The sequence below is a fragment of the Epibacterium sp. ABV4_022 genome, from assembly GCF_056159345.1.
The window spans coordinates 879,584-898,926 of record NZ_JBSWVA010000001.1; the positions used below are offsets into that span (position 1 = coordinate 879,584).

The following is a 19,343-nucleotide window of genomic DNA, read 5'->3' on the forward strand; positions in this document are numbered from 1 at the left end:
CAGCCATGGCTAAAACAGAACAAAGATCGCGCCTATCTCGAAGCCGCACCCGCTCGGCCTGGTTGTTTCTGGCGCCGATGCTTGTGATGCTCTTGGTCGTCGCCGCTTGGCCGCTTGGCCGCACGGTCTGGTTCAGTTTCACCGATGCGTCGCTCGACCTGATGAGCGAAGCCCGCTGGGTGGGGTTCCGCAACTACCTTGAATATGTCGATTTCGGCGATGGCGAGGGACAGTATTACGGCTTGCTGGCCGATCCCCGCTGGTGGCGTTCTGTCTGGAACACGATCCTTTTTGCCGCCGTTTCGGTTTCTTTCGAAACTGTCTTTGGCCTCATCATCGCGCTGGTGCTGAACCAGCAATTTCGGGGCCGTGCATTTGTCCGCGCGGCTGTTCTGATCCCGTGGGCGATCCCGACCATCGTTTCAGCCAAGATGTGGGCCTGGATGCTGCATGACCAGTTCGGGATCATCAATGATATGTTCATGGCGCTCGGTCTGATTTCCGAACCTATCGCTTGGACCGCCTCACCGGAGACCGCAATGGTCGCCGTGATGATGGTCGATATCTGGAAGACGACGCCCTTTATGGCGCTGCTTATTCTGGCCGGGCTTCAGATGGTGCCGGGTGACATCTACGAGGCTGCGAAGCTTGACGGTGTGCCGGCCTGGCGCGTGTTCCGCCGCTTGACGCTGCCATTGATCATGCCGGCCGTCCTTGTGGCTGTGGTCTTCCGTGCTCTCGATGCGCTGCGTGTCTTCGACATCGTCTATGTCCTGACACCCAATACCGATGCGACGCGGACCATGTCTGTTTATGCGCGTGAGAACCTCTTTGATTTTGACCAATTCGCCTATGGTTCGGCCGCATCCACGTTGCTGTTCGTTGTGATCGCCTTGATCACCATCACGTTCATCATGGCCACTCGCATGGATCTGGAAGGTAAACGCTCATGAAACCTGCTCTTTGGCAAACTGCGGGCTTCTACGCCCTTGTCGCAATCATCGTTCTGCAGGCGATCTTCCCTTTCTACTACGCTATCCTTACCTCGCTCGAGGATGGGCAGGCGCTGTTTGAAGTGAACTACCTGCCAAAGGCGCTGAACTTCGCAAACTATCAGGCCATGCTGTCCGGGGGCGTGTTCGGCAAGCAGATCCTGAATTCTGTTTTCGTGGCGAGTGTGGTGGTCATCCTGTCGCTCTTCCTCGCGATCACCGCCGCCTTTGCCCTGTCGCGCATCCATTTCCGGGGGCGGGGGCTGCTGTTGCTCACGGTCCTGTCCGTGTCGATGTTCCCACAGATCGCGGTGCTGTCCGGGCTTTTTGAGGTCATACGCTACTTTGGTCTGTTCAACTCCCTCTGGTCCCTCGTGTTCTCCTACATGATCTTTACCTTGCCCTTTACGGTTTGGGTGCTGACGACGTTCATGCGCAACCTCCCGGTCGAGATCGAAGAGGCAGCGATCATGGACGGAGCCTCGTCGTTCACCATCATTCGCCGCGTGTTCCTCCCCCTGATGTGGCCTGCGATGGTAACGACGGGGCTTCTGGCCTTCATCCACGCGTGGAACGAGTTTCTGTTTGCGCTCACCTTCTTGTCGACGGACAGCCAGCGCACGGTCCCGGTCGCAATTGCTCTCATTTCGGGGCGCAGCGAATTCGAGATCCCATGGGGCAACATCATGGCGGCTTCGGTCATCGTGACCCTGCCTTTGGTGGCGCTCGTCCTCGTATTTCAACGCAAGATCGTGTCCGGCCTGACCGCCGGTGCTGTGAAAGGATAAAACATGGCGACTGTCGAACTTATCAACGTGTCCAAATCTTACGGGAACGTCGAGGTGCTGCGCGACATCAATCTGTCGCTTCAGAAAGGGGAGTTTGTTGTTTTTGTCGGCCCCTCGGGGTGTGGCAAGTCCACACTTCTGCGCATGATTGCCGGGCTTGAGGACATCTCTGGCGGGGATCTGCTGATTGATGGCAAACCTATGAATGATGAGATGCCCGCCAAGCGGGGGATCGCGATGGTTTTCCAATCCTATGCGCTTTACCCGCATATGACCGTGTTCGAGAACATGTCTTTCGGTCTGGAACAGGCCAAGCTCGGCAAAGACGAGATCAAGGCTCGGGTCGAGAAAGCTGCGGAGATGCTACAAATCGAAGGGCTGCTTGACCGCAAGCCAAAACAGCTTTCGGGGGGGCAACGGCAGCGTGTGGCCATTGGCCGTGCGATCACCCGCGATCCCCGTGTGTTTCTGTTTGATGAGCCGCTGTCGAACCTCGACGCAGCCCTGCGGGTGGATACAAGGCTCGAAATCGCCGGATTGAGCCAGCGTTTGCCAGACACAACGATGATCTACGTTACCCATGATCAGGTCGAGGCGATGACGCTCGCGGACCGGATCGTGGTGCTGAACGGCGGGGTTGTCGAACAGGTGGGTACGCCGATGGAACTCTACGAACGGCCCGCCAGCCAGTTTGTGGCAGGGTTCATCGGAAGCCCGCGGATGAATTTCTTGAATGGTGCTGTTGCGCAAGCCCACGGCGCAGAATGCTATGGCATTCGACCCGAGCATATCGCGCTGGACCATGAAAACGGCGATTGGCGCGGCCGCGTGATACTGACCGAACGTCTGGGCTCTGATACCTTCGTCCATGTCAATGTCGAGGGCATCGGGACCGTCAATGTCCGGATCGAGGGCCGGGCGGAGGTTCAGGCCGGAGAGGCTGTGCATCTGACGCCTGATCCGGCTTCCATTCATCTGTTTGATGCGAAAGGGCAGCCTGTTTCGGGCTGAGAATAACCATGAGCAAAGGTATCGACCAACTGCGCACAGAGATGGCGCGGCAACACAGTGATGCGCTGGCCTCTTTGCGGGCGGCGCGGGACAGTGCAAGGCCCATCGCCGAGGCGTTGCGCGCGCGGGGGCGATTGGCGCTTCTGGGCATGGGCGGCTCGCACTGGATCAACCGTGCGGTGGGGGATTTTTACCGCGCCGCCGGGCTTGATACGACGGAGCATGTGGTTTCGGAATACATGCGCGCACCGTTGCCCGGTGATCCCGCAATGTTGGTCACCTCGCAATCGGGCCGCTCGGGCGAGGTGCTGCACCTGATCGAGCGCGGGATGGTGAGCCCCGTGGCCTATGGCCTGACACTTGAGGAGGACAGCCCGCTTGCGACGGAACTGCCCTCCCTTGTGGGTGTGGGCGGGCGCGAGCTTGCCTATGCCGCGACACGCTCGCAGCTTATCACACTGGGGCTGCATGCGGCTATTCTTGAGGCCTTGGGGCACGATATCTCGGCCGCCGAGGTCGCTCTTGCGGCGGGGGCATCGCCGCGTCCGGCCGAGGCCGATGCCGCTATTGACCGGTTGGTCCCTGCACCCGTTGCGATCATGGTCGCAAGGGGTGGCGGGGCGCAGGGGGTGATGGACGCCGCCGCGCTGTGCCTGATGGAAATCGCCCGCCTGCCGGTTTTGGGACTAGAGGCCGGGCAGTTCCGCCACGGCCCGTTCGAGATGATCGACCAAGAGAGCGCGGTGATCCTGCTGCGCGGTCAATGCCAGGACCGCGACGACCTCTCGCTTCTGGCCGAGGAATGTGTGGCGCACGGGATCGCGCCGATCATTATCGATGCTTCGGGGCGGGCTCCCGTGCGCGGTGCGCTTACCGTGCCGCTCACCCCGCAAAAGGGCCTTGCTCTGGCGGTTGCAGCGCTGCCGGTGATTCAGGATATCCTTGTCAGCGCCGCCGCGCGCCGCCTGCCTGATGCGGGCCTGCCGCGCCGGTCTTCCAAGGTTGCCAGCGCCGAGGTCGCCTGATGAAAGCCGCACCATTCCCCATCGCTGTCATAGGCAATGCCAATCTGGATCTTGTGGGCGGGCTTTTGGCTGACTGGCCCGAACAGGGGACCGAAATCTTCCTGGACCGCGCAGACAGCCGCATTGGCGGTTCCGCGGCCAACACGGCGCTCGTATTGCAACGGCTTGGTGCTGTGTCGGGGTTGATCGCTTCGGCCGGTTCGGATGCCGTCGGAACCATGATAGCAGAAGCCTTCGCAGCCCCTTTGGACCGGATCGCGCGGGTTGAGGCCCCCACGTCTGTCACATTCGGCCTGCTGCATCCGGGGGCAGAGCGCACCTTCTTTTCGACACCCGGCCATCTGGATCGTTTCGACATGGCGCAGGTGCGCGCGGGGCTGGCCGATTGGCCCCTCGACGGGGCTCTGGCGATGATGTCGGGAGCCTTTGCACTGCCAGCCTTGACGCGGGACAGTCTGTCACTGATGCGCGACTTGCGCGCGCGGGGGGCACAAATCGCCATCGACCCGGGCTGGCCGGGCGATGGCTGGACAGACACGACCCGCGCGCTGGTGCAGGGCTGGATCGCCGAAAGCGCCTTGGTGCTCATCAATGACAAAGAGCTGGTGGGACTGACCGGGGCAGACAGTGTCGAAGGCGGGCTCGACGCCATGGTAGGCCAGCTGCCGGAGGATTGCGTGCTGGTGGTCAAATGCGGGCCGGACGGCGCGATTGCGCTGCGCGATGGGGAGACTGTCTCCGCGACAAGCCCGCGCGCCGATATCTTCGACACGATCGGCGCGGGGGATGCGTTCAACGCAGGCTTTTTAGCAGCCCTTCAGGTCGGGCTGGATCTGCAAACCTGTCTGCGCGCAGGCAGCGCTGTGGCCAGCGCTGTGATCCGGATTTTTCCACGCAGTACGGGCGCGTTCCAGCTGTCCGAGCTTCTGGCCTAAGGAGAGCGGCTTGAACATACTTCTCCTCATCGCAGATGATCTGGGCCGCATGACGGGCTGTTATGGTGAACCTGCAATCCGCACGCCCCATATTGATGCGCTGGCCGCACGCGGTACACGCTTCGACATGGCCTTCACCTCAACCGCGTCCTGCTCGGCCAGCCGCTCGGTTATCTATACTGGCCTTCACACCCATCAAACGGGCCAATACGGCCTGCACCACGATTACCACCATTTCATGACCTTCGTAGATGTGCCCACCGCGCCCGCGCTTATGAACGAAGCCGGCTATCACACGGGCATCATCGGCAAGGTCCATGTGGGCCCGTCCGAGGTGTATCCCTGGACATACCGCGCAGAAAGCGACACCCGTGATGTGGGGTGGGTCGCCCAAAAGGCAGGCGCCTATTTCAGCGATCGCCGGGCCGACGGGCAACCGTTCTTTCTGACCATCGGCTATGTTGACCCGCACCGCGACGAGACCCGCGGCGGGTTCGGCAACGACGCATTCGGGGCCGAAGACCCAGTTTTCGCCCCCGAAGACGTACATGTTCCGCCTTTCCTGTCCGATTTGCCCGAGGTGCGCAACGAACTGGCGTCCTATTACCGTTCGGTCCATCGGCTTGACCGGGGGGTGGGGCAGGTGCTCGACGCGCTCGACGCGGCCGGCTTGGCCGAGGAGACGCTGGTGGTGTTCCTGTCGGACAATGGCGCACCGTTTCTGAACTCAAAGACCACACTCTTTGATGCGGGCGTGCACCTGCCGCTGATCATTCACAGGCCCGGTCAGAGGGCAGGTGTGGCCAACCCCAATCTTGTGTCCTTCACCGATCTCCTGCCGACCTTTCTGGATGTTGCAGGGGCCGAGACATCACAGGGCAAGCGGCAAGGCCGGTCGCTGCTGCCCATCCTCGAGGCAGCGGACATGCGGCCCGGTTGGGACATCGTCTTTGGTTCTCACACGTTCCATGAAATCACCAACTATTGGCCAACGCGGTTCCTGCGCACCCCCCGCTACAAGTATCATCGCAATGTGGCATGGCAGCTGGATTTCCCGTTTTCTGGCGACCTTTATGGCTCACTATCCTGGCAAGGCATCCGGCGCGTCGATCCGGTGATGATCGGGCAAAGACCTCTGCGCGATTATGTTCGCCGGCCGCCAGAAGAGCTTTACGATCTGGAGGCCGACCCACAGGAGGTCCACAACCTCACCGAAGCGCCCGAACATGCCGAGCGGCTGTCGGAGTTCCGCCGACAAATGGAGGATTGGCAGCGCGACACACGCGATCCCTGGCTTTATCGCGACGGTGTGTCGGTTATGGCGGTAGAACATCACCTGAATAACGGCTTGCGGCTGCCCGACCGGTTCGATTTCGATCCCGACAGCCCCTACGACCACAAGCCGAAATCGAACTGAAACTGGCCTCACGACGTTCGCTGTATTCGCTTCACAAATCTGGCTGGGTTCCCTATTTGCGCGCAGGCATCTTTAGGCATCGCACAGAACAACCTCAGTAAGCAGCCTGCAAACACGCAAGATTGCCTCATGCACACATCGAGGAAAGGCCAGATTGTCCGGCTCGATTATGGCTGCGACCTTTGGAGTTGTCAGTGGTTGGTGCCCAGAACAAAGCAAATGACCGCAAGGCGCACAAAACAACTGCGTGCGCGAACGCAGCGGATTTCGACCCGCTCAGTGGACGATGGACGGTATTGGGCTGCTACAGGCGCAGCGAACGGCGGCTTATTTCGGTGCTCGTGCAGCGTGGGACCGCCTCCCAGTTCATCGAAACCAAGACTTTGCAATGGTCGATATCTGCGCTTCCCTGTCATTCGACCAGGGCGCAGCATTGTTCACGTCAGTTGTCCCAAGATGAATATCCGGTTCAGGGAGTTTGGACACGAGCGTTCGCGCCCGCAGCAGGTTCCTCGCTGAGCCTGGTGCGAACGTCGTGATTGGGGCAGGCTACGGCCATTGATGCGGGTATCAGCACTAGCGGTTCGGTCCCGCAACCTGTGAACTCAGTTTTCAATATTGAAGGATCGCAACACGGAGGCGGGGCTGATGGCCCTGCCGCTTCTGTTTTGTGGGCCAGTGGGATTTGGGCAAGCCAAACGCCCCTGGCCGTCCGGGAGAGGGCGCTGCCCTCCCCCTCGGGCAATCCGATCAGACCGGGCCGTGTCCTCGGCTACGCCTTCGGGCCGCACCAACCCGGTCGAATAGCATTGCCTCGCCCCCTCTCGCGTTCGCCCGCCTTTTGAAACTTGCGGCAGATCAGCAGAAACAGGCAGTCTCAAAGACTGAACCTGCAAATCAGCCCTGATTTTCCGAAAGGACGGTCAGATCAACGCAACAAGCCACACGGCAAAACAGTGGATTGGGTCAGTTTATGACGCCTAGGTCAATTTCGTCTGACGTTCAACAATTTTGGAAGTGGCGGACCGAGGAGGATTCGAACCCCCGACCCCTTGATTCGTAGTCAAGTACTCTATCCAGCTGAGCTATCGGTCCACTGAGGGCGGGGTTTATCTCTGCGCTTCGGTGGGTGCAACCCCAAATCATAACTTTTTTCGCGGGGAGCTACGCGGCGCCTTCAGGGCATCCGTGACCAGGCAGGGGCTCGCCAACGCCTGGGGGGCAGGTGGAGCCGTATGTGCGTCAAAACCCAGCTTGGTCATGGGCGACGCCAAGAGACGCGGGCGATGAGGGACGAGCCTAGACTGCGCCGTCGCCCTTGGGCAGGCAGATCTCGAAGACGGTGCCGTCAGGGCCGGTCGCGCCGAGGCTGAGCTGGCCTCCGTGCCCTTTGACCAGTTCGGCGGCAATCGCCAGGCCGAGACCGGAACCGCCCTTGCGCGCCCCGCCCTGAAACGGGGTGAAGAGATTGTCCTGGGCTTTCTTGGGCAGGCCAGGGCCGTTGTCGGTGACCAGTATCCACCAGGCATCGTCCTGCTCGCGCAGGGATACGGTGATGCGCCCGTCACGACCTGTCGCAATGATTGCCTGACGGGCATTGCGTACGAGGTTCATGATCACGCGAAAGATCTGCTCCTTGTCACAGCGGATCATGGTCGGCAAAGGAACCGCATTCACGATCTCGACCGTCACGTCGGAGGCAACGAGGTTCTCGCTTTCGGCGATATCATCGACAATCTCACTCAGGCACACCCGGCTGAATGTGGGCGCAGGTTCCTCCGCTCGGCCAAACGCCAATGTGCCCTCGCAGAGGGACACCGCGCGGGTGATGGAGTTTACCAGTTTGGGGGCCAGCCGCCGCACAAGGGGGTCTTCGCTCATCTCGATGCGGTCGGTGAACAGCTGGGCCGAGGTGAGGATATTGCGCAGGTCATGGCTGATCTTGGCCACCGCACCGCCCAATTGCGCCAGCCGTTCGCGTTGCTTCAGCGCATGGGTCAGCTCGGTTTGCAGTTTCTGCAATGCCTCCTCGGCCTCGCGCAGTTCGATCACGCCTGCCTTGGGTGTGATGATGCCGCGGGCATCTTCGGGCGCGGCGGCGTATCGCTGCATGTAGCCGATGACGCCCTTGATCGGCTTCACCAGCACCATCCGGACCGCGATGAACAGCAGCACGGCTGTCAGAACCGAAATGACCGCCGACAAGACCAGAATTCGCAACCCGTAGTCGATCATGGCCATGCGCAGCGGGCCGGTCTCCATCGTGATCTCGATCAGAAGGCCGGCATCGCGCACCGGCGCGCCAATCACCCGGATGATGTCGTTTTGTGGCGTGGCGAGGCGCATCATCGCATCACCGATCAGTGTGAAGGCTCCGGCGTCGCGCAGGTCGAAGGTGCCGCCGATGGGGCGCGGAATGGGGGAAGACAACACCAGCTGGCGCATCTCGTCGCGCCGGAGCACCACGTTGTAAACGCCCGCGTTTTCCAGCAGTTCGCGCTCCAGATCGCTCTCGATCATATCATCTGCAAGCAAGGCCAGCGATGCGATCTGTGCGCGTTCCAGGCGATCTTCGAGATAATCCTGACGGAACCGGGCGATGGAGGGGACAAAGATCAGGACTTCGGCCAACATGACGAAGACCGTTGTAAGGATCAGGAATCGGCCCGAAAGCGTGTTTAACATGCGTCCCCGTTTTCGTCCCGGTGGTGTCTCAGGGTAGCCAGCGCTGTACCAGCCGGACAACCCGCTTTATGCCAGCATTCTCAAATAGTCTCGGGGAGAAATACGCGCCTGCGACCCGTTTGTTAAGCTCCGCGATCGTCGGATAAGGCGCAACCATTGCGGCCATTTGGCTCATCTTCATGCGATTTGCGATGGCCAGTGACCAGGTTGCGATCAATTCACCTGCCTGGTGGCCGGCGATGGTGGCGCCGACGGGGCGTCCACTGACCACCATCACTTTGATGAAACCGGTGGTCTGGCGCGTGGCGATGGCGCGGTCGTTGTGGGCGTAGTCGAACCGGGCGACCTCCAGGCGGTCCCCGTATCGGTCGCGGGCTGCGGTCTCGGTCAGCCCGACCTGTGCGAGTTCCGGGTCGGTGTAGGTCGCGCGCGGGATATGATCTGTTTTGATCTTGGCGGGCAGGCCAAACAGCAACGCGCGAATGACGACACTGGCGTGATAGCCCGCCAGATGGGTGAACTGCCCCTGGCCGGCCACATCGCCGATGGCATAGACCTTTGGGTTGGTGGTGCGCAGGCCCGCGTCGACATGAATGCCGGCAGGGGTGACCTCGACATCGGACACCTCCAGATCGAGCCCTTCCGTATTTGCCGTACGCCCGACCGCCACCAGGAGGTGAGAGCCGGTGACAGGGCCTGCGCCGGTGTCGACCACGATCTCTGTCCCCTGTTGTCGCACGGCCTCTGCCGCGGTCTGTTCACGGATGTCGATGCCGTCGCCGCGCAGACGGTCAAGCACCAAGGCTGCCGCTTCGGGGTCGTCCCGACCCAGTGCCCTCTGCGCCTCCAGTACGGTGACTTTGCTGCCCAGGCGACAATGGGCCTGCGCCATCTCCAGGCCGATGGGGCCGCCGCCGATGATAATCAGATGTGCCGGGCGTTCCTTCAGGTCCCATAGTGTTTCATTGGTGAGGTAGGGGACATCCTCCAGACCCGGGATCGGTGGTACCAAGGGGCGGGATCCGGTTGCAATCACAATCCGGCGGGCTTGGATCCGGGTATCGCCGGCTTCGACCTCTGCGGGGCTGACGAAGCGGCCATGGGCGCGGATCACGCGGACGCCGAGGCTCTCGAACCGCTCCTGGCTGTCCACGGGGGCGATGGTGTCGATCACCTGCTGCACGTGGTGCTTGGTGGCGGGGTAGTCCACCTCGGGGGCATGGTTGGCGACCCCGAAGGCCGCAGCGTCCGCCTGCGCATGGGCGATATGGCTTGCGGCCAGTAACGCCTTGGAGGGGACGCAGCCGTAGTTCAGGCAGTCGCCGCCCATTTTATGCGCTTCGAGCAGGATCACATCCGCTCCCATCTGGCTTGCGCCCGCAGCCAGCGACAGGCCGCCGGATCCCGCGCCTATCACCAGAAGATCACAGGTCGTGGTGTTCATGGATCAAATCTCCGTCTTGCCGCGGATGGCCTTAACCAGAATGGGCAGGGCTGCCAGTGCGCAAAGCCCGAGGATGGGGCCAATCACATGCGGCTCCCAGAACAGGGTGAGGTCGGGGGTTTCGCCCCGATCAAAGACATCCCCCAGCCCGACACCGATCCAGGTAAAGACAATGGCGCCGGGAATGATACCCACCGCGGTGGTCCAGAAGAAGTTCCAGAGCTTCACCCCCACCAGCGCGGGCAGCAGGTTGGCCACAAAGAAGGGCACAGCCGGAACCAGGCGCAGAAGCAGCAGAACCTCGATCTCGGTGTCGTGAAGGGCGGTTTTCAACCGTTGAATGCGGCCTCCGTTGGCCTCGATCCGGGCAGAAAGGGTCGCGCCCAGTCCCCAGCGCGCCGCCAGAAAGATCCCGATCGCCCCGATGGTGGCGGCCGCCACATTGAAGATCGTGCCCGCAAACAGGCCGAACAGGAAACCACCGGTGACCGAGGCAACCGCTGCGCCCGGCAGCGAGAAGGCGACGATCACGATGTAGGCGGCGAGGAACGCCAGCACCAGTGCGGCATAATTCTGGTCCCGGAACGCCAGCAGGTCCGAACGGTTCTCTTTCAGGGTTTCGAAGGACAGCACATCTCCGAGCGTCACCGCCCCCACAAGCGCAGCCAGCGCCACGAGGGCAAAGGGCACCTGCCGAAGCCATCGCTTCTGCGGAGGGGGAGAAGAGGGGTTGCTCATCATGCTCAGATCCTTTTGGGCGCACGGCGCCGGGGCACCGATGTCTCTGTCTTGCTCTACGTCGAAGATGCGGATCTGGCGAGGGCGGTTCAGCCACTCTCACGCCCGCTTGAAGCCATGGCGCGGTTTCGTGATGATCCGGGCCTTCGGGGACGGGAATTGAAACATTTGCGTTCTGGTGATTCTCTGTGGGACAAGAGCGGGCTGTCAGGCACGGCTGGCGGAGGTCATTTGATCACGCCACGCGCCCTCGTTGCTGTTTTTTGACAGTTTTGTGGCGCCGGGGACGGAAAATGCGCCCATTGGGTTTGACAGGAGGGCATCCGGGGTCTAGAGACCGGGCCTCGAGATAGACCCCGGGGGGCGATTCCGCGCCGTACCCGATGACAGACAATTGGAGACCGGAGCGATGAAACGCACCTATCAGCCTTCGAACCTGGTTCGCAAACGCCGCCACGGCTTCCGTGCGCGTATGGCCACCAAAGCAGGCCGCAAAATCCTGAACGCACGCCGCGCACGCGGTCGTAAGTCCCTGAGCGCATAAGTTTCGCGCTCAGACGACCGGTTCTGACGGATATGACACCGCCGGAGGCTCCCATGGACGGCAAAGCTGACCAGGGAACACAGCCTCCGGCGGTGTCCGTTTGTGCATCTGCCACCCCCAAGACAAGCCGTGCCCCGCGCCCGTCCAAGCCTGCCAAGATTCGGGCGGGCATGGAGCTTTTGACCAAACGCGGTGATTTCCTCGCGGCTGCGCGTGCGCGCAAACAGGGCACGCGGTCGATGATGGTTCAGGGCCGCAGGCGCGGCGATGATGGGCCGTTCAGGGTTGGATTTACCTGTTCCAAGAAGGTCGGCAACGCGGTCACCCGCAACCGCGCCAAGCGCCGCCTGCGTGAAATCGCGCGACTGCTGTTGAAAGAACACGGCAAACCCGGCTGGGATTACGTGCTGATCGGACGCGCCGGAGAAACCACGACCTGCCCCTTCGATCAGATGCAACGCGACTTTGTCTACGCGCTGCGCAAGATCCACGGGGCCTGAAGGACCGGGGGGGCTCCCGCCGGGGGGGGCTCCCGCCCGTCGGACCAGCATTGAAAATGCAAGTCCTCCCGTTGGGCCCGGCGCCGCTGGCGCGGCGCGGACTCCGGTGGATCGCCCTGCGCTTGCCGCACTGTTGCACCTCTGGTCACTGCAACCTATCTGTTGCGTATGCAATTGTTCGCCCGCCTCATTGCCTTGCCCGTGCGTGGCTATCGGCTGCTCTTCAGCCCCTGGGTCGGTTTCAACTGCCGTTACCAGCCCACCTGTTCGGCCTATGCACTAGAGGCGCTGGAGCGGCACGGTCCCTTCAAAGGCACATGGTTGATGCTGCGCCGGATCGGCCGCTGTCATCCTTTCGGTGGCGCTGGTTACGATCCGGTGCCCGGCGCTGATCCGGACCATGACCACCGCTGCGGGTCCTGATATTTGGGGCCGCGCCGGATTTCTGGCTGTCAGGGACGCATTGGCGGCGACCCTTTGGCGACACACCGTGTATGGGGTACCACCCGCCCGGGGAACGCAGGCCATGCGACGTCGTCGGCACGGGCAGATCAGTCCTGCCGCACCAGGCGGAAACCGAGATGGTCGGGCGGCAATCCCACCGCGCAGCCGCCCACGCTGGCATCGCGGATGAAGTCCACCACCGCAGCCCTGTGCAGCCCACCGGCGATGCGGACACCGCAATAGGTCTCCGGATCCAAAACCAAGCCATCCGCCCGCAGGCGCCCGCTCCAGACGCAGCCGTTTGTCCATTCCCAGACATTGCCGGCGACATCCGCGATGCCAAAGCTGTTCTCGCCAAAGCTACCGGCCGGGCGCAATCGGGAGGTTGCCGTGCCGCGCAGCAGCAATCCCCGTTCATAGCGCGCGAGCATCCGTTCCCCGGGATCGAGATCTGAGCGGTCCGCTTCGGCATCGCCCCAGCGCTCGGCGGCGGCCAGTTGCCATTCGGTTTCTGTGGGCAAGCGCCAGTTTTCGCCGGTGCGCTCAGAATACCATGTGGCAAAGGTGGTGGCGTCCTGCCAGTTGACCTGCGTTTGCGGCAGCGCGCTGCCATTGCCGGTGCCGGTGCCGGGGGCGGCAGCGCAGACCAGATCCGCCACGCAGGCGCGATATTGCCTCCGGCTGACCTGATATTTCATGATTTCGAACGAGGGCACTGCCACCGTGACGGGTCGTGGGGTGCCAGCCTTGCCCGCGTGCGAGAAATTCCCCAGCGGTGCCCAGGCGACTGTGCCGCGCGGGATCTGAATCAATGGGGGCGGCGCAAATGGCGGCTCCTGCCGCGCCGGCCAAAGGGTCAGAGCAACCGCGACGCCAACAGCCGCACAGGTCAGAATGCGGGCCTTCATCCGGGGCACCTCCGTTCAGCGAGCGCGACGGTCGGGTTTCCGACCGCCGGCTCCTGTGTGATCGCGTTGACGTGCGACAGCGCCGCACGGGTCACGGCAACGCGGTCTTGCCGTCGTAGGCGGCGTTGTATTCGACCGGCGCCTGCACCTGTTCCATCAGGTCATTGTCCCAGTCTCCATCCACCACCACATGGGCTGTCGCCCCGAGATTGACCGCTTCGATCAGGTTGTGGTTCACGTAGGCGTAGACGCCCGGCTGCAGGAATTCGTAGAGCGCGGCCCCCGCCGATCCGCCCCGGATGAACCAGGTTTCAAGGTCACGTTCTGGTGGGTTGTTGAATTTACCGGTCTCCCACACGAGGTCGCCATGCCCGCCGATCAGGTGCGGACGGCTGTCTCTGTTGGCCTGGCTGTGCACAAAGAGGATCTTTTCTCCCTGCGAAGCGTGCAGCGCATTGTCCCCGGTGAGAGCGCCGACCTTGCCATTGAACACGACATGGCTGGGGATCAGCCCGTTCATGACGTTCAGCGTATCGGGGTAACTCTCTCCGATGTCTTCGAAACGTTTGTAGTCGCCGTCGGCGTCCTTCGGGATGTAAAAGTCGTTTTCGCCGATATAGAACACACGATCATAGCGCACAGCGGCGCCGTTTTCGTCGGTCAAGCCGCCTCTGGGCAGCACCATGATTGCGCCCGACATGCCGCTGACGACGTGCCATGGGATCATTGGTCCACCGGGGGCGCAGTGATAGACGAAGGTCCCGGGGCGGGTTGCCTTGAAGCGCAGTGTTGTTTTTTCGCCCGGGTTCACAAGCGTCAGAGAGCCGCCACCCAGCGCACCGGTGGCCGCGTGGAAGTCGATGTTGTGCTGCATCATGTTCTCTGGTGAGTTGTAGAGCGTCAGCTCCACGTAGTCGCCTTCGTGCACCACCATGAGCGGCCCGGGGATGGACCCGTTAAAGGTCATGGCCTGAAGATAGGCCCCGTTGTCGACCTGGACTTCCTTTTCGACGATCTGCATGTCGAATTCGACGATGCGCGGTTCGGGTGGCGCGACCTGCTCGTGGGCGTGCACCATGGGCGGGCGCACCAGCTTGTGTTTAATGCGCTTCAGGCTCGACAGATCGACTGGAGCTGCCATCGAGGTGTCCATGATTTCTTCGGCCTTGGCTGCCTTTGCGAGGACGGGGATTGAGGCCAGACCAGCGGCTCCCATCAGCGCGGCTCTTCTCGTCAGCATCGTCAAGTTCCTCTTTGCTAGGATTGCTGCTGGAGACGAGTCTAGAGCCTGTGCCCCGTCGGAACGTTGCGCGAGAGCAAGCTTTGGCGCTCGTTTCACGCTGGCAGACGTGGGGCAAATGTAGGCGATATCGCGGGCCTCGGCGCGTCGGCTGTCGGGCAAGCCGGCCCGCAGGATGCCCCGCGACCCGCCACCCCGGTGCCGTTGTGATCCGACCCGCGCCCCTGTGCGTCCGCTTGGGGGCTTTGGGCGCAGGGCGGGCCGTTGTGTGCCCCAGACGTCTGTCAGCAGAGGTTCCCGACCGTCACGAGGCCTGACTGTAGCGCGCACCGTCCGGATTATAGCTGTCGAACGCGCCTGCAACGATCCGGGTCAAGGCGCGCGCCTCGGGCGTGATGATCAGCCGGTCGTCCTCGATGTACAGAAGTTCACCGAACCGCTGCGCGATTGCGTGCATCTCGGCGCGCAGCTGATCGGCGCGCGTGCTGAAACGTTGTCGGAGCAGGGGCAGGTCAAGGCAGAAATCACACATGATCATCTCGATGGCCCGCGCGCGCAGCAGATCGTCATCGCGCAGTATATGGCCGCGCACACCCGCAAGCTGCCCGGCCTCGATGCGTTGCGTATAGGCAGGGGTGGCCGGTGCGTTCTGGACGTACCCCGACGGCAGCCGCGAGATCGACGACGCCCCGAGCCCGATGAGCGTTGCACAGGTGTCATCGACATAGCCCTGAAAATTGCGCCGCAGATGGCCTGTGTCGGCCGCACGGGACAAGCTGTCCACGGGGTGGGCGAAATGGTCGATGCCGATGCTCTGCAACCCCGCGGTGCGGAACCGCTCAGCGGCCAGTTCCGCAAGCTGATACCGCGCCATCTCCTGGGGCAAGGCGGCCTCGTCGATCAGCTTTTGCCGTTTGGACATCCAGGGGACATGGGCATAGCCGAACAGTGCGATGCGGTCGGGAGAGAGCGCCAGCACCTTGCCCACCGTGTCCTGCAGGCGGGCAGTATCCTGATGGGGCAACCCATAAACCAGATCGGCATTGAGCGAGGTGATACCTGCGGCACGCAAATCCGTGACGCAGGTCTGCGTCTCTTCGAAGGACTGCTGCCGTCCGATCGCGTGCTGCACCAGCGGGTCGAAGTCCTGAATTCCGATGCTTGCGCGGGTCATGCCTTCGGTCGCAAGCGCGTCGATCTTGTTGCGGTCCACCATGGTCGGGTCGATTTCGACCGAGAATTCGCAATCCTCCGTTGGTGGAAACACGGCTTTTACCGCCCGGGCCAGCCGACGGATCAGATCTGGCGGCAAAATCGTGGGTGTTCCGCCGCCCCAATGCATGCGGCCCATGCGCAGCCCTGCCGGCAAGCTGGCCTTCACCAAGGCCAGTTCCTGCTCCAGTGTGCCGATGTAGCTTTCGACGGGCGACAGGCTCTTTGTGCCCTGCGTACGGCAGGCGCAGAACCAGCACAATCGCTCGCAAAAGGGAATGTGGACATAAACCGACACCGGTTCCGTCGCCGGAAGCGCGGCAAGCGCCTGCGCCTGAAACGGCGCACCGACCTGCGGTGCAAAGACGGGTGCGGTCGGATAGGAGGTGTAGCGGGGCACCCGGGTGTCAAAGAGCCCGAGACGTCTGAGGCGGTCGATATGTTTCATGTACCCGGTTTGCAGGTTTTTCAGCCAGCAGACTTTGCGCGGGATCAAGTTCAGGTCGGGAAAGCGGGGACACCCGTGACAATGGCATGCAGATGCAGGGCAGCCAGCCACAGCGCCAACCCGGCCAGCGCCCGCCAGCCGAGGCGCCGGGCATTGCCACGCAGCCATTCAACCGAGGTCAGCGGCCGCAGCGAGAACAGCGCCGTTCGGGTAAAGAAAGGCTCGGCATCATGTGCCAAGACGCGCCGCGCGCGGGCGTCAAAGGCCCAGATCGCCAGCAGCGCCATTGCCACAAAACTGCCAAAGAGGATCACCATTGCGAGCTCACCGTTCGGCACCAGATGAGCCCCGGCCCAGAGTGTCAGCGCCAGCAGCAGCGGGTGGCGCGAGACCGCTGCAAAGCCGGGATCGGCAGGGTCGAAGCGGACACCGCGCCGTGCGCCAAGGGTGAACGGTTGGCGCAGTCGAACCCCGCAGCATCCCAGCACCAGCGCCACCGGCATTGCCAGGTTCGGGGCCCAGCGGGACCAGGGCTGTTGCGGCCATACCTCAAGGTAGGGGGCCCGGATCGCTGCGCCAACGACCCAGATCAGGAGCACCAGCGACAGAGCGCCGTAGAGGGCGAAATAGGTGCTGCGCCCGATGCTGGCAATCATCCGGCCGCGCAGATCCGCGATCCGCGGGACAAAATGGCTGCCGGTGAACAGAGCCAGCGCCAGCGTATATTCGCTCCAGCCCGTCATGACTCGTCGGCCTGTTCCATCAGCCGGGTGATATGGCAGGCGAAACTGTAGGTGGCTGGCAGGCCGATCACCAGGCCACCGAGGGCGGAGTGCCATGGTGTCAGCACCGGCCAGCCCAGCCAGGAACCGATGAGCGAGGCAAAGAACAGGTTCACCCCCATGGCCCCCGCCGCAAAGGGGTAGAGGCCAAGCAGCAGCGTCCAGGATGGTTTCATTTGCGGTGCACCAGAAACTGTACGGCGGCCAGCGCGATGACGAGTGCGATCGAGCCCACCAGGAACCAGAATTCGGCCGTTTCCGTTTGGGGCTGCGGGATCGGGCGTTCGAAGCCGGTGGCCAGGGCCGGGAGCGGCAGCACGAGCAGCAGGCAGATGAAGCGTATCACATCAGGTCTCCATGGTCAGGGTTTGGTAGATATCGGGCAGGACCCGGGGCAGGCGTTCGGGATTGGACAGAAGGGTAAAGCCCGCGCGCCCGAAAATGCGGGCAAACCAGTCCTGCCCGTCCTGATCGACGATCACGCCGTGCACGGCCTGCCCCAGCGCGCGGGCTTCGCGTACAGCCATATGACTGTCTTCGATGCCGTGCTGGCCCTCGTAATGATCCAGGTCATTGGGTTTTCCATCCGTCAGCACCAGGAGCAGGCGGCGCGTGGCGCCTTCTTCGGCCAAGCGGGCGGAGACATGCCGGATCGCGGCGCCGAGGCGCGTGTAGTGCCCGGGCGTCAGCCCGCCGATCCGGTCAGTGACCTCGGTGGTCATCGGGTCCGCAAAGGCTTTGGCGCGGTGCAGGAACACCCGGTCCCGGCGCAGCGAGGAAAAGCCCCAGATCCCCAACCGGTCGCCTGCCGTATCGATGCCGCTGGCCAGAGCCGAGAGCGACTCCCGTGCGATCTCGATGACGGAGGAGGGACCCAGGGCGGCCTCCGTGGATCGGGAACAATCCATCAGGATCGCCACCGACAGGTCACGGGCCATCGGGCGACTGGACTGCCAGATCCGGTCGCTGCCCTCGCGCCCACAGGCGATGTCGACATGCGAGGTGACGGCGGCATCAAGATCCAGATCGCTACCGTCCAACTGGCGCGGCAGCATGACCCGACGTGGCTGCAAGGGGGCGAACTGGCGTTTTACCCGCGCAACCAGACGCGGGTCCGGCGCGTAGGCGGTACTGGCGGTCGCATCGGCTTCGAGCACGCGCACGTGGTCGGGCATGTAGGCTCCGGTCCGGCGGTTCCATTCCGGATAGGTGAACCGCCCCGCCAGCTGTTCGTGTTCCGCGTCCTGCGGCGACAGGTCCAACGACAGGCGAAGCCGCGTGGCCGCACGGCGGACGGTCTGTGACAGTGTCAGGTGATCCTGGTCTTCGGCGGCCTTGACGGCATTGTCCGGGTCATCATCGTCCACCATCCGGTTGATGTTCAGGCTTTCGGCCCAGGACATGATGGTCTCGAAGCGATGGATGATGAAGCTGTCATTGCGATTGGCCTGTTCGCGGTCTTCGCGACAGGCGTCCTTGCGGGCCGCAAGCGCCATGGCGGGCGCGGCGGTCTCCGCCGGGGCGCTATCTGGCTTGCCGGTGGGGGCACCATTCCGCAGCCGGAGCCAGAGCGGCACCGGGGCATAGCTGCGATATCCGCGCGGTGCGGGGCAATCGAGGCAGGGATCGACCTTTGAAATCCCGGACAGTTGATCCAGGATCAGCCGTTCCAGCCCCGCCTCGCACCGCGGCAGGGGCGGACGCGTGCGCTGGGCCACGACATGCCGGCACATGGCGGCATAGGGCTGGCGCAGACCGGGACAGGCGGCGAAGGCGGCGTCGGAGGCGCGGGCGAGTTCTGCCAGCTCGGCGCGGTCCGTCGCAAGCGGATCGGTCAGCGGAGGCGGGATCTCGACATGGGCCGCAAGCGCCGCCAGCCAGAGATAGCAGGCCCGGTTCAGGTCCCGGGTGGGGAAGCTGTCGATGACGGGGGGCAGACGCAGACGGTCGCCGTCATAGTCGGCGACATGTGCCCGCTCCTGCGGGGTGGCGATACGACGGATCAGATCCGGCCGGTGCCCGCAGGTGACCAACGGCGCGGCGCAGACCTCGGTCCCAGCCGCGCCGCCGAGTGCACGAAACAGCGTCGCTGCCGAGCGCTGCACGTCCTCAAGCCGCACGGCGCGGGTGCCGTCATGCCCGGTCCGCCCCCAGCCGGTCGCCATGTCATGCCAGAGGTTGCCAATGGTCTCTTCGGGTTCCATGAGGTCGAGAACATGCAGCATCGTCG

Annotated in this window: 19 protein-coding genes and 1 tRNA gene; 9 read left to right on the forward strand and 11 right to left on the reverse strand. The window is 63.0% G+C overall.

Features of this window, described 5'->3' with window-relative positions:
• The first annotated feature begins 5 nt into the window (after nt 1-5).
• The 6 genes from ACXAF5_RS04235 to ACXAF5_RS04260 are packed head-to-tail and all read left to right on the forward strand — an operon-like array spanning nt 6 to nt 6,168.
• Nucleotides 6-953, forward strand: a complete 948-nt coding sequence (locus tag ACXAF5_RS04235; RefSeq protein ID WP_474945650.1) for a carbohydrate ABC transporter permease — start codon at nt 6-8, stop codon at nt 951-953.
• A complete protein-coding gene (locus tag ACXAF5_RS04240; protein WP_239319006.1) occupies nt 950-1,780 on the forward strand; it encodes a carbohydrate ABC transporter permease in 831 nt (276 codons plus the stop codon). Before ACXAF5_RS04235 ends, ACXAF5_RS04240 begins: the two co-directional genes overlap by 4 nt.
• Nucleotides 1,781-1,783: 3 nt before the next feature.
• Nucleotides 1,784-2,791, forward strand: coding sequence for an ABC transporter ATP-binding protein (locus tag ACXAF5_RS04245; RefSeq protein WP_239360007.1), 1,008 nt, complete (start codon nt 1,784-1,786; stop codon nt 2,789-2,791).
• 8 nt (nt 2,792-2,799) lie between these two features.
• Entirely contained in the window at nt 2,800-3,816 is a 1,017-nt protein-coding gene (locus ACXAF5_RS04250; RefSeq protein WP_474945651.1) for an SIS domain-containing protein, read from the forward strand.
• Complete coding sequence (locus tag ACXAF5_RS04255) at nt 3,816-4,751, forward strand: carbohydrate kinase family protein (RefSeq protein WP_474945652.1); 936 nt, start codon at nt 3,816-3,818, stop codon at nt 4,749-4,751. Before ACXAF5_RS04250 ends, ACXAF5_RS04255 begins: the two co-directional genes overlap by 1 nt.
• Nucleotides 4,752-4,761: 10 nt before the next feature.
• Nucleotides 4,762-6,168 (forward strand): sulfatase family protein, encoded by a 1,407-nt coding sequence (locus tag ACXAF5_RS04260; protein ID WP_474945653.1) that lies wholly within the window; start codon nt 4,762-4,764, stop codon nt 6,166-6,168.
• Nucleotides 6,169-7,186: 1,018 nt separating this feature from the next.
• Here the strand turns inward: ACXAF5_RS04260 and ACXAF5_RS04265 are convergent.
• The 4 genes from ACXAF5_RS04265 to ACXAF5_RS04280 all read right to left on the reverse strand — a co-directional run bounded on the left by ACXAF5_RS04265 (nt 7,187) and on the right by ACXAF5_RS04280 (nt 11,038).
• Nucleotides 7,187-7,263: transfer RNA gene (locus ACXAF5_RS04265), tRNA-Arg, on the reverse strand.
• 204 nt (nt 7,264-7,467) lie between these two features.
• Nucleotides 7,468-8,853 carry a sensor histidine kinase gene (locus tag ACXAF5_RS04270; RefSeq protein WP_239359998.1) on the reverse strand — a complete coding sequence of 462 codons (1,386 nt, stop codon included), beginning with the start codon at nt 8,851-8,853 and terminating at the stop codon, nt 7,468-7,470.
• 28 nt (nt 8,854-8,881) lie between these two features.
• Complete coding sequence (locus ACXAF5_RS04275; RefSeq protein ID WP_474945654.1) at nt 8,882-10,297, reverse strand: dihydrolipoyl dehydrogenase family protein; 1,416 nt, start codon at nt 10,295-10,297, stop codon at nt 8,882-8,884.
• 3 nt (nt 10,298-10,300) lie between these two features.
• On the reverse strand, nt 10,301-11,038 hold the full coding sequence (locus tag ACXAF5_RS04280; RefSeq protein ID WP_474945655.1) for a TVP38/TMEM64 family protein: 738 nt from the start codon (nt 11,036-11,038) through the stop codon (nt 10,301-10,303).
• Between the two features lie 406 nt (nt 11,039-11,444).
• Here ACXAF5_RS04280 and rpmH point away from each other — a divergent pair, with 406 nt between their 5' ends.
• The 3 genes from rpmH (at nt 11,445) to yidD (ending at nt 12,502) form a co-directional block, all read left to right on the forward strand.
• Complete coding sequence (gene rpmH / locus ACXAF5_RS04285; RefSeq protein WP_005980833.1) at nt 11,445-11,579, forward strand: 50S ribosomal protein L34; 135 nt, start codon at nt 11,445-11,447, stop codon at nt 11,577-11,579.
• 32 nt (nt 11,580-11,611) lie between these two features.
• Nucleotides 11,612-12,079, forward strand: coding sequence for a ribonuclease P protein component (rnpA, locus tag ACXAF5_RS04290; RefSeq protein ID WP_474945656.1), 468 nt, complete (start codon nt 11,612-11,614; stop codon nt 12,077-12,079).
• Nucleotides 12,080-12,247: 168 nt separating this feature from the next.
• Nucleotides 12,248-12,502: a membrane protein insertion efficiency factor YidD gene (gene yidD / locus ACXAF5_RS04295; protein ID WP_474945657.1), complete on the forward strand. Its 255-nt coding sequence runs from the start codon at nt 12,248-12,250 to the stop codon at nt 12,500-12,502.
• Between the two features lie 128 nt (nt 12,503-12,630).
• Here yidD and ACXAF5_RS04300 read toward each other — a convergent pair whose 3' ends face one another.
• The 7 genes from ACXAF5_RS04300 to ACXAF5_RS04330 form a co-directional block, all read right to left on the reverse strand.
• Nucleotides 12,631-13,431 (reverse strand): formylglycine-generating enzyme family protein, encoded by an 801-nt coding sequence (locus tag ACXAF5_RS04300; RefSeq protein WP_474945658.1) that lies wholly within the window; start codon nt 13,429-13,431, stop codon nt 12,631-12,633.
• Between the two features lie 91 nt (nt 13,432-13,522).
• On the reverse strand, nt 13,523-14,671 hold the full coding sequence (gene nirK / locus ACXAF5_RS04305; RefSeq protein ID WP_474947798.1) for a copper-containing nitrite reductase: 1,149 nt from the start codon (nt 14,669-14,671) through the stop codon (nt 13,523-13,525).
• Nucleotides 14,672-14,975: 304 nt separating this feature from the next.
• Complete coding sequence (hemN, locus tag ACXAF5_RS04310; protein WP_474945659.1) at nt 14,976-16,331, reverse strand: oxygen-independent coproporphyrinogen III oxidase; 1,356 nt, start codon at nt 16,329-16,331, stop codon at nt 14,976-14,978.
• 50 nt (nt 16,332-16,381) lie between these two features.
• Nucleotides 16,382-17,074, reverse strand: a complete 693-nt coding sequence (locus ACXAF5_RS04315) for an NnrU family protein (protein ID WP_474945660.1) — start codon at nt 17,072-17,074, stop codon at nt 16,382-16,384.
• Nucleotides 17,071-17,289, reverse strand: coding sequence for an NnrT protein (locus ACXAF5_RS04320; RefSeq protein WP_474945661.1), 219 nt, complete (start codon nt 17,287-17,289; stop codon nt 17,071-17,073). The genes ACXAF5_RS04315 and ACXAF5_RS04320 overlap by 4 nt, the downstream gene beginning before the upstream one ends.
• A complete protein-coding gene (locus ACXAF5_RS04325; protein ID WP_239361191.1) occupies nt 17,286-17,459 on the reverse strand; it encodes a hypothetical protein in 174 nt (57 codons plus the stop codon). Before ACXAF5_RS04325 ends, ACXAF5_RS04320 begins: the two co-directional genes overlap by 4 nt.
• 1 nt (nt 17,460) lies before the next feature.
• Complete coding sequence (locus ACXAF5_RS04330; RefSeq protein ID WP_474945662.1) at nt 17,461-19,338, reverse strand: nitric oxide reductase activation protein NorD; 1,878 nt, start codon at nt 19,336-19,338, stop codon at nt 17,461-17,463.
• Between the last annotated feature and the right edge of the window lie 5 nt (nt 19,339-19,343).

Bases quoted from the DNA above. Each gene is read 5' to 3' on its own strand.
- ACXAF5_RS04235 (WP_474945650.1), top strand. From the start codon at position 6: ATGGCTAAAACAGAACAAAGATCGCGCCTATCTCGAAGCCGCACCCGC.
- ACXAF5_RS04240 (WP_239319006.1), top strand. From the start codon at position 950: ATGAAACCTGCTCTTTGGCAAACTGCGGGCTTCTACGCCCTTGTCGCA.
- ACXAF5_RS04245 (WP_239360007.1), top strand. From the start codon at position 1,784: ATGGCGACTGTCGAACTTATCAACGTGTCCAAATCTTACGGGAACGTC.
- ACXAF5_RS04250 (WP_474945651.1), top strand. From the start codon at position 2,800: ATGAGCAAAGGTATCGACCAACTGCGCACAGAGATGGCGCGGCAACAC.
- ACXAF5_RS04255 (WP_474945652.1), top strand. From the start codon at position 3,816: ATGAAAGCCGCACCATTCCCCATCGCTGTCATAGGCAATGCCAATCTG.
- ACXAF5_RS04270 (WP_239359998.1), bottom strand. From the start codon at position 8,853: ATGTTAAACACGCTTTCGGGCCGATTCCTGATCCTTACAACGGTCTTC.
- ACXAF5_RS04275 (WP_474945654.1), bottom strand. From the start codon at position 10,297: ATGAACACCACGACCTGTGATCTTCTGGTGATAGGCGCGGGATCCGGC.
- ACXAF5_RS04280 (WP_474945655.1), bottom strand. From the start codon at position 11,038: ATGATGAGCAACCCCTCTTCTCCCCCTCCGCAGAAGCGATGGCTTCGG.
- rpmH (WP_005980833.1), top strand. From the start codon at position 11,445: ATGAAACGCACCTATCAGCCTTCGAACCTGGTTCGCAAACGCCGCCAC.
- rnpA (WP_474945656.1), top strand. From the start codon at position 11,612: ATGACACCGCCGGAGGCTCCCATGGACGGCAAAGCTGACCAGGGAACA.
- yidD (WP_474945657.1), top strand. From the start codon at position 12,248: ATGCAATTGTTCGCCCGCCTCATTGCCTTGCCCGTGCGTGGCTATCGG.
- ACXAF5_RS04300 (WP_474945658.1), bottom strand. From the start codon at position 13,431: ATGAAGGCCCGCATTCTGACCTGTGCGGCTGTTGGCGTCGCGGTTGCT.
- nirK (WP_474947798.1), bottom strand. From the start codon at position 14,671: ATGCTGACGAGAAGAGCCGCGCTGATGGGAGCCGCTGGTCTGGCCTCA.
- hemN (WP_474945659.1), bottom strand. From the start codon at position 16,331: ATGAAACATATCGACCGCCTCAGACGTCTCGGGCTCTTTGACACCCGG.
- ACXAF5_RS04315 (WP_474945660.1), bottom strand. From the start codon at position 17,074: ATGACGGGCTGGAGCGAATATACGCTGGCGCTGGCTCTGTTCACCGGC.
- ACXAF5_RS04320 (WP_474945661.1), bottom strand. From the start codon at position 17,289: ATGAAACCATCCTGGACGCTGCTGCTTGGCCTCTACCCCTTTGCGGCG.
- ACXAF5_RS04330 (WP_474945662.1), bottom strand. From the start codon at position 19,338: ATGCTGCATGTTCTCGACCTCATGGAACCCGAAGAGACCATTGGCAAC.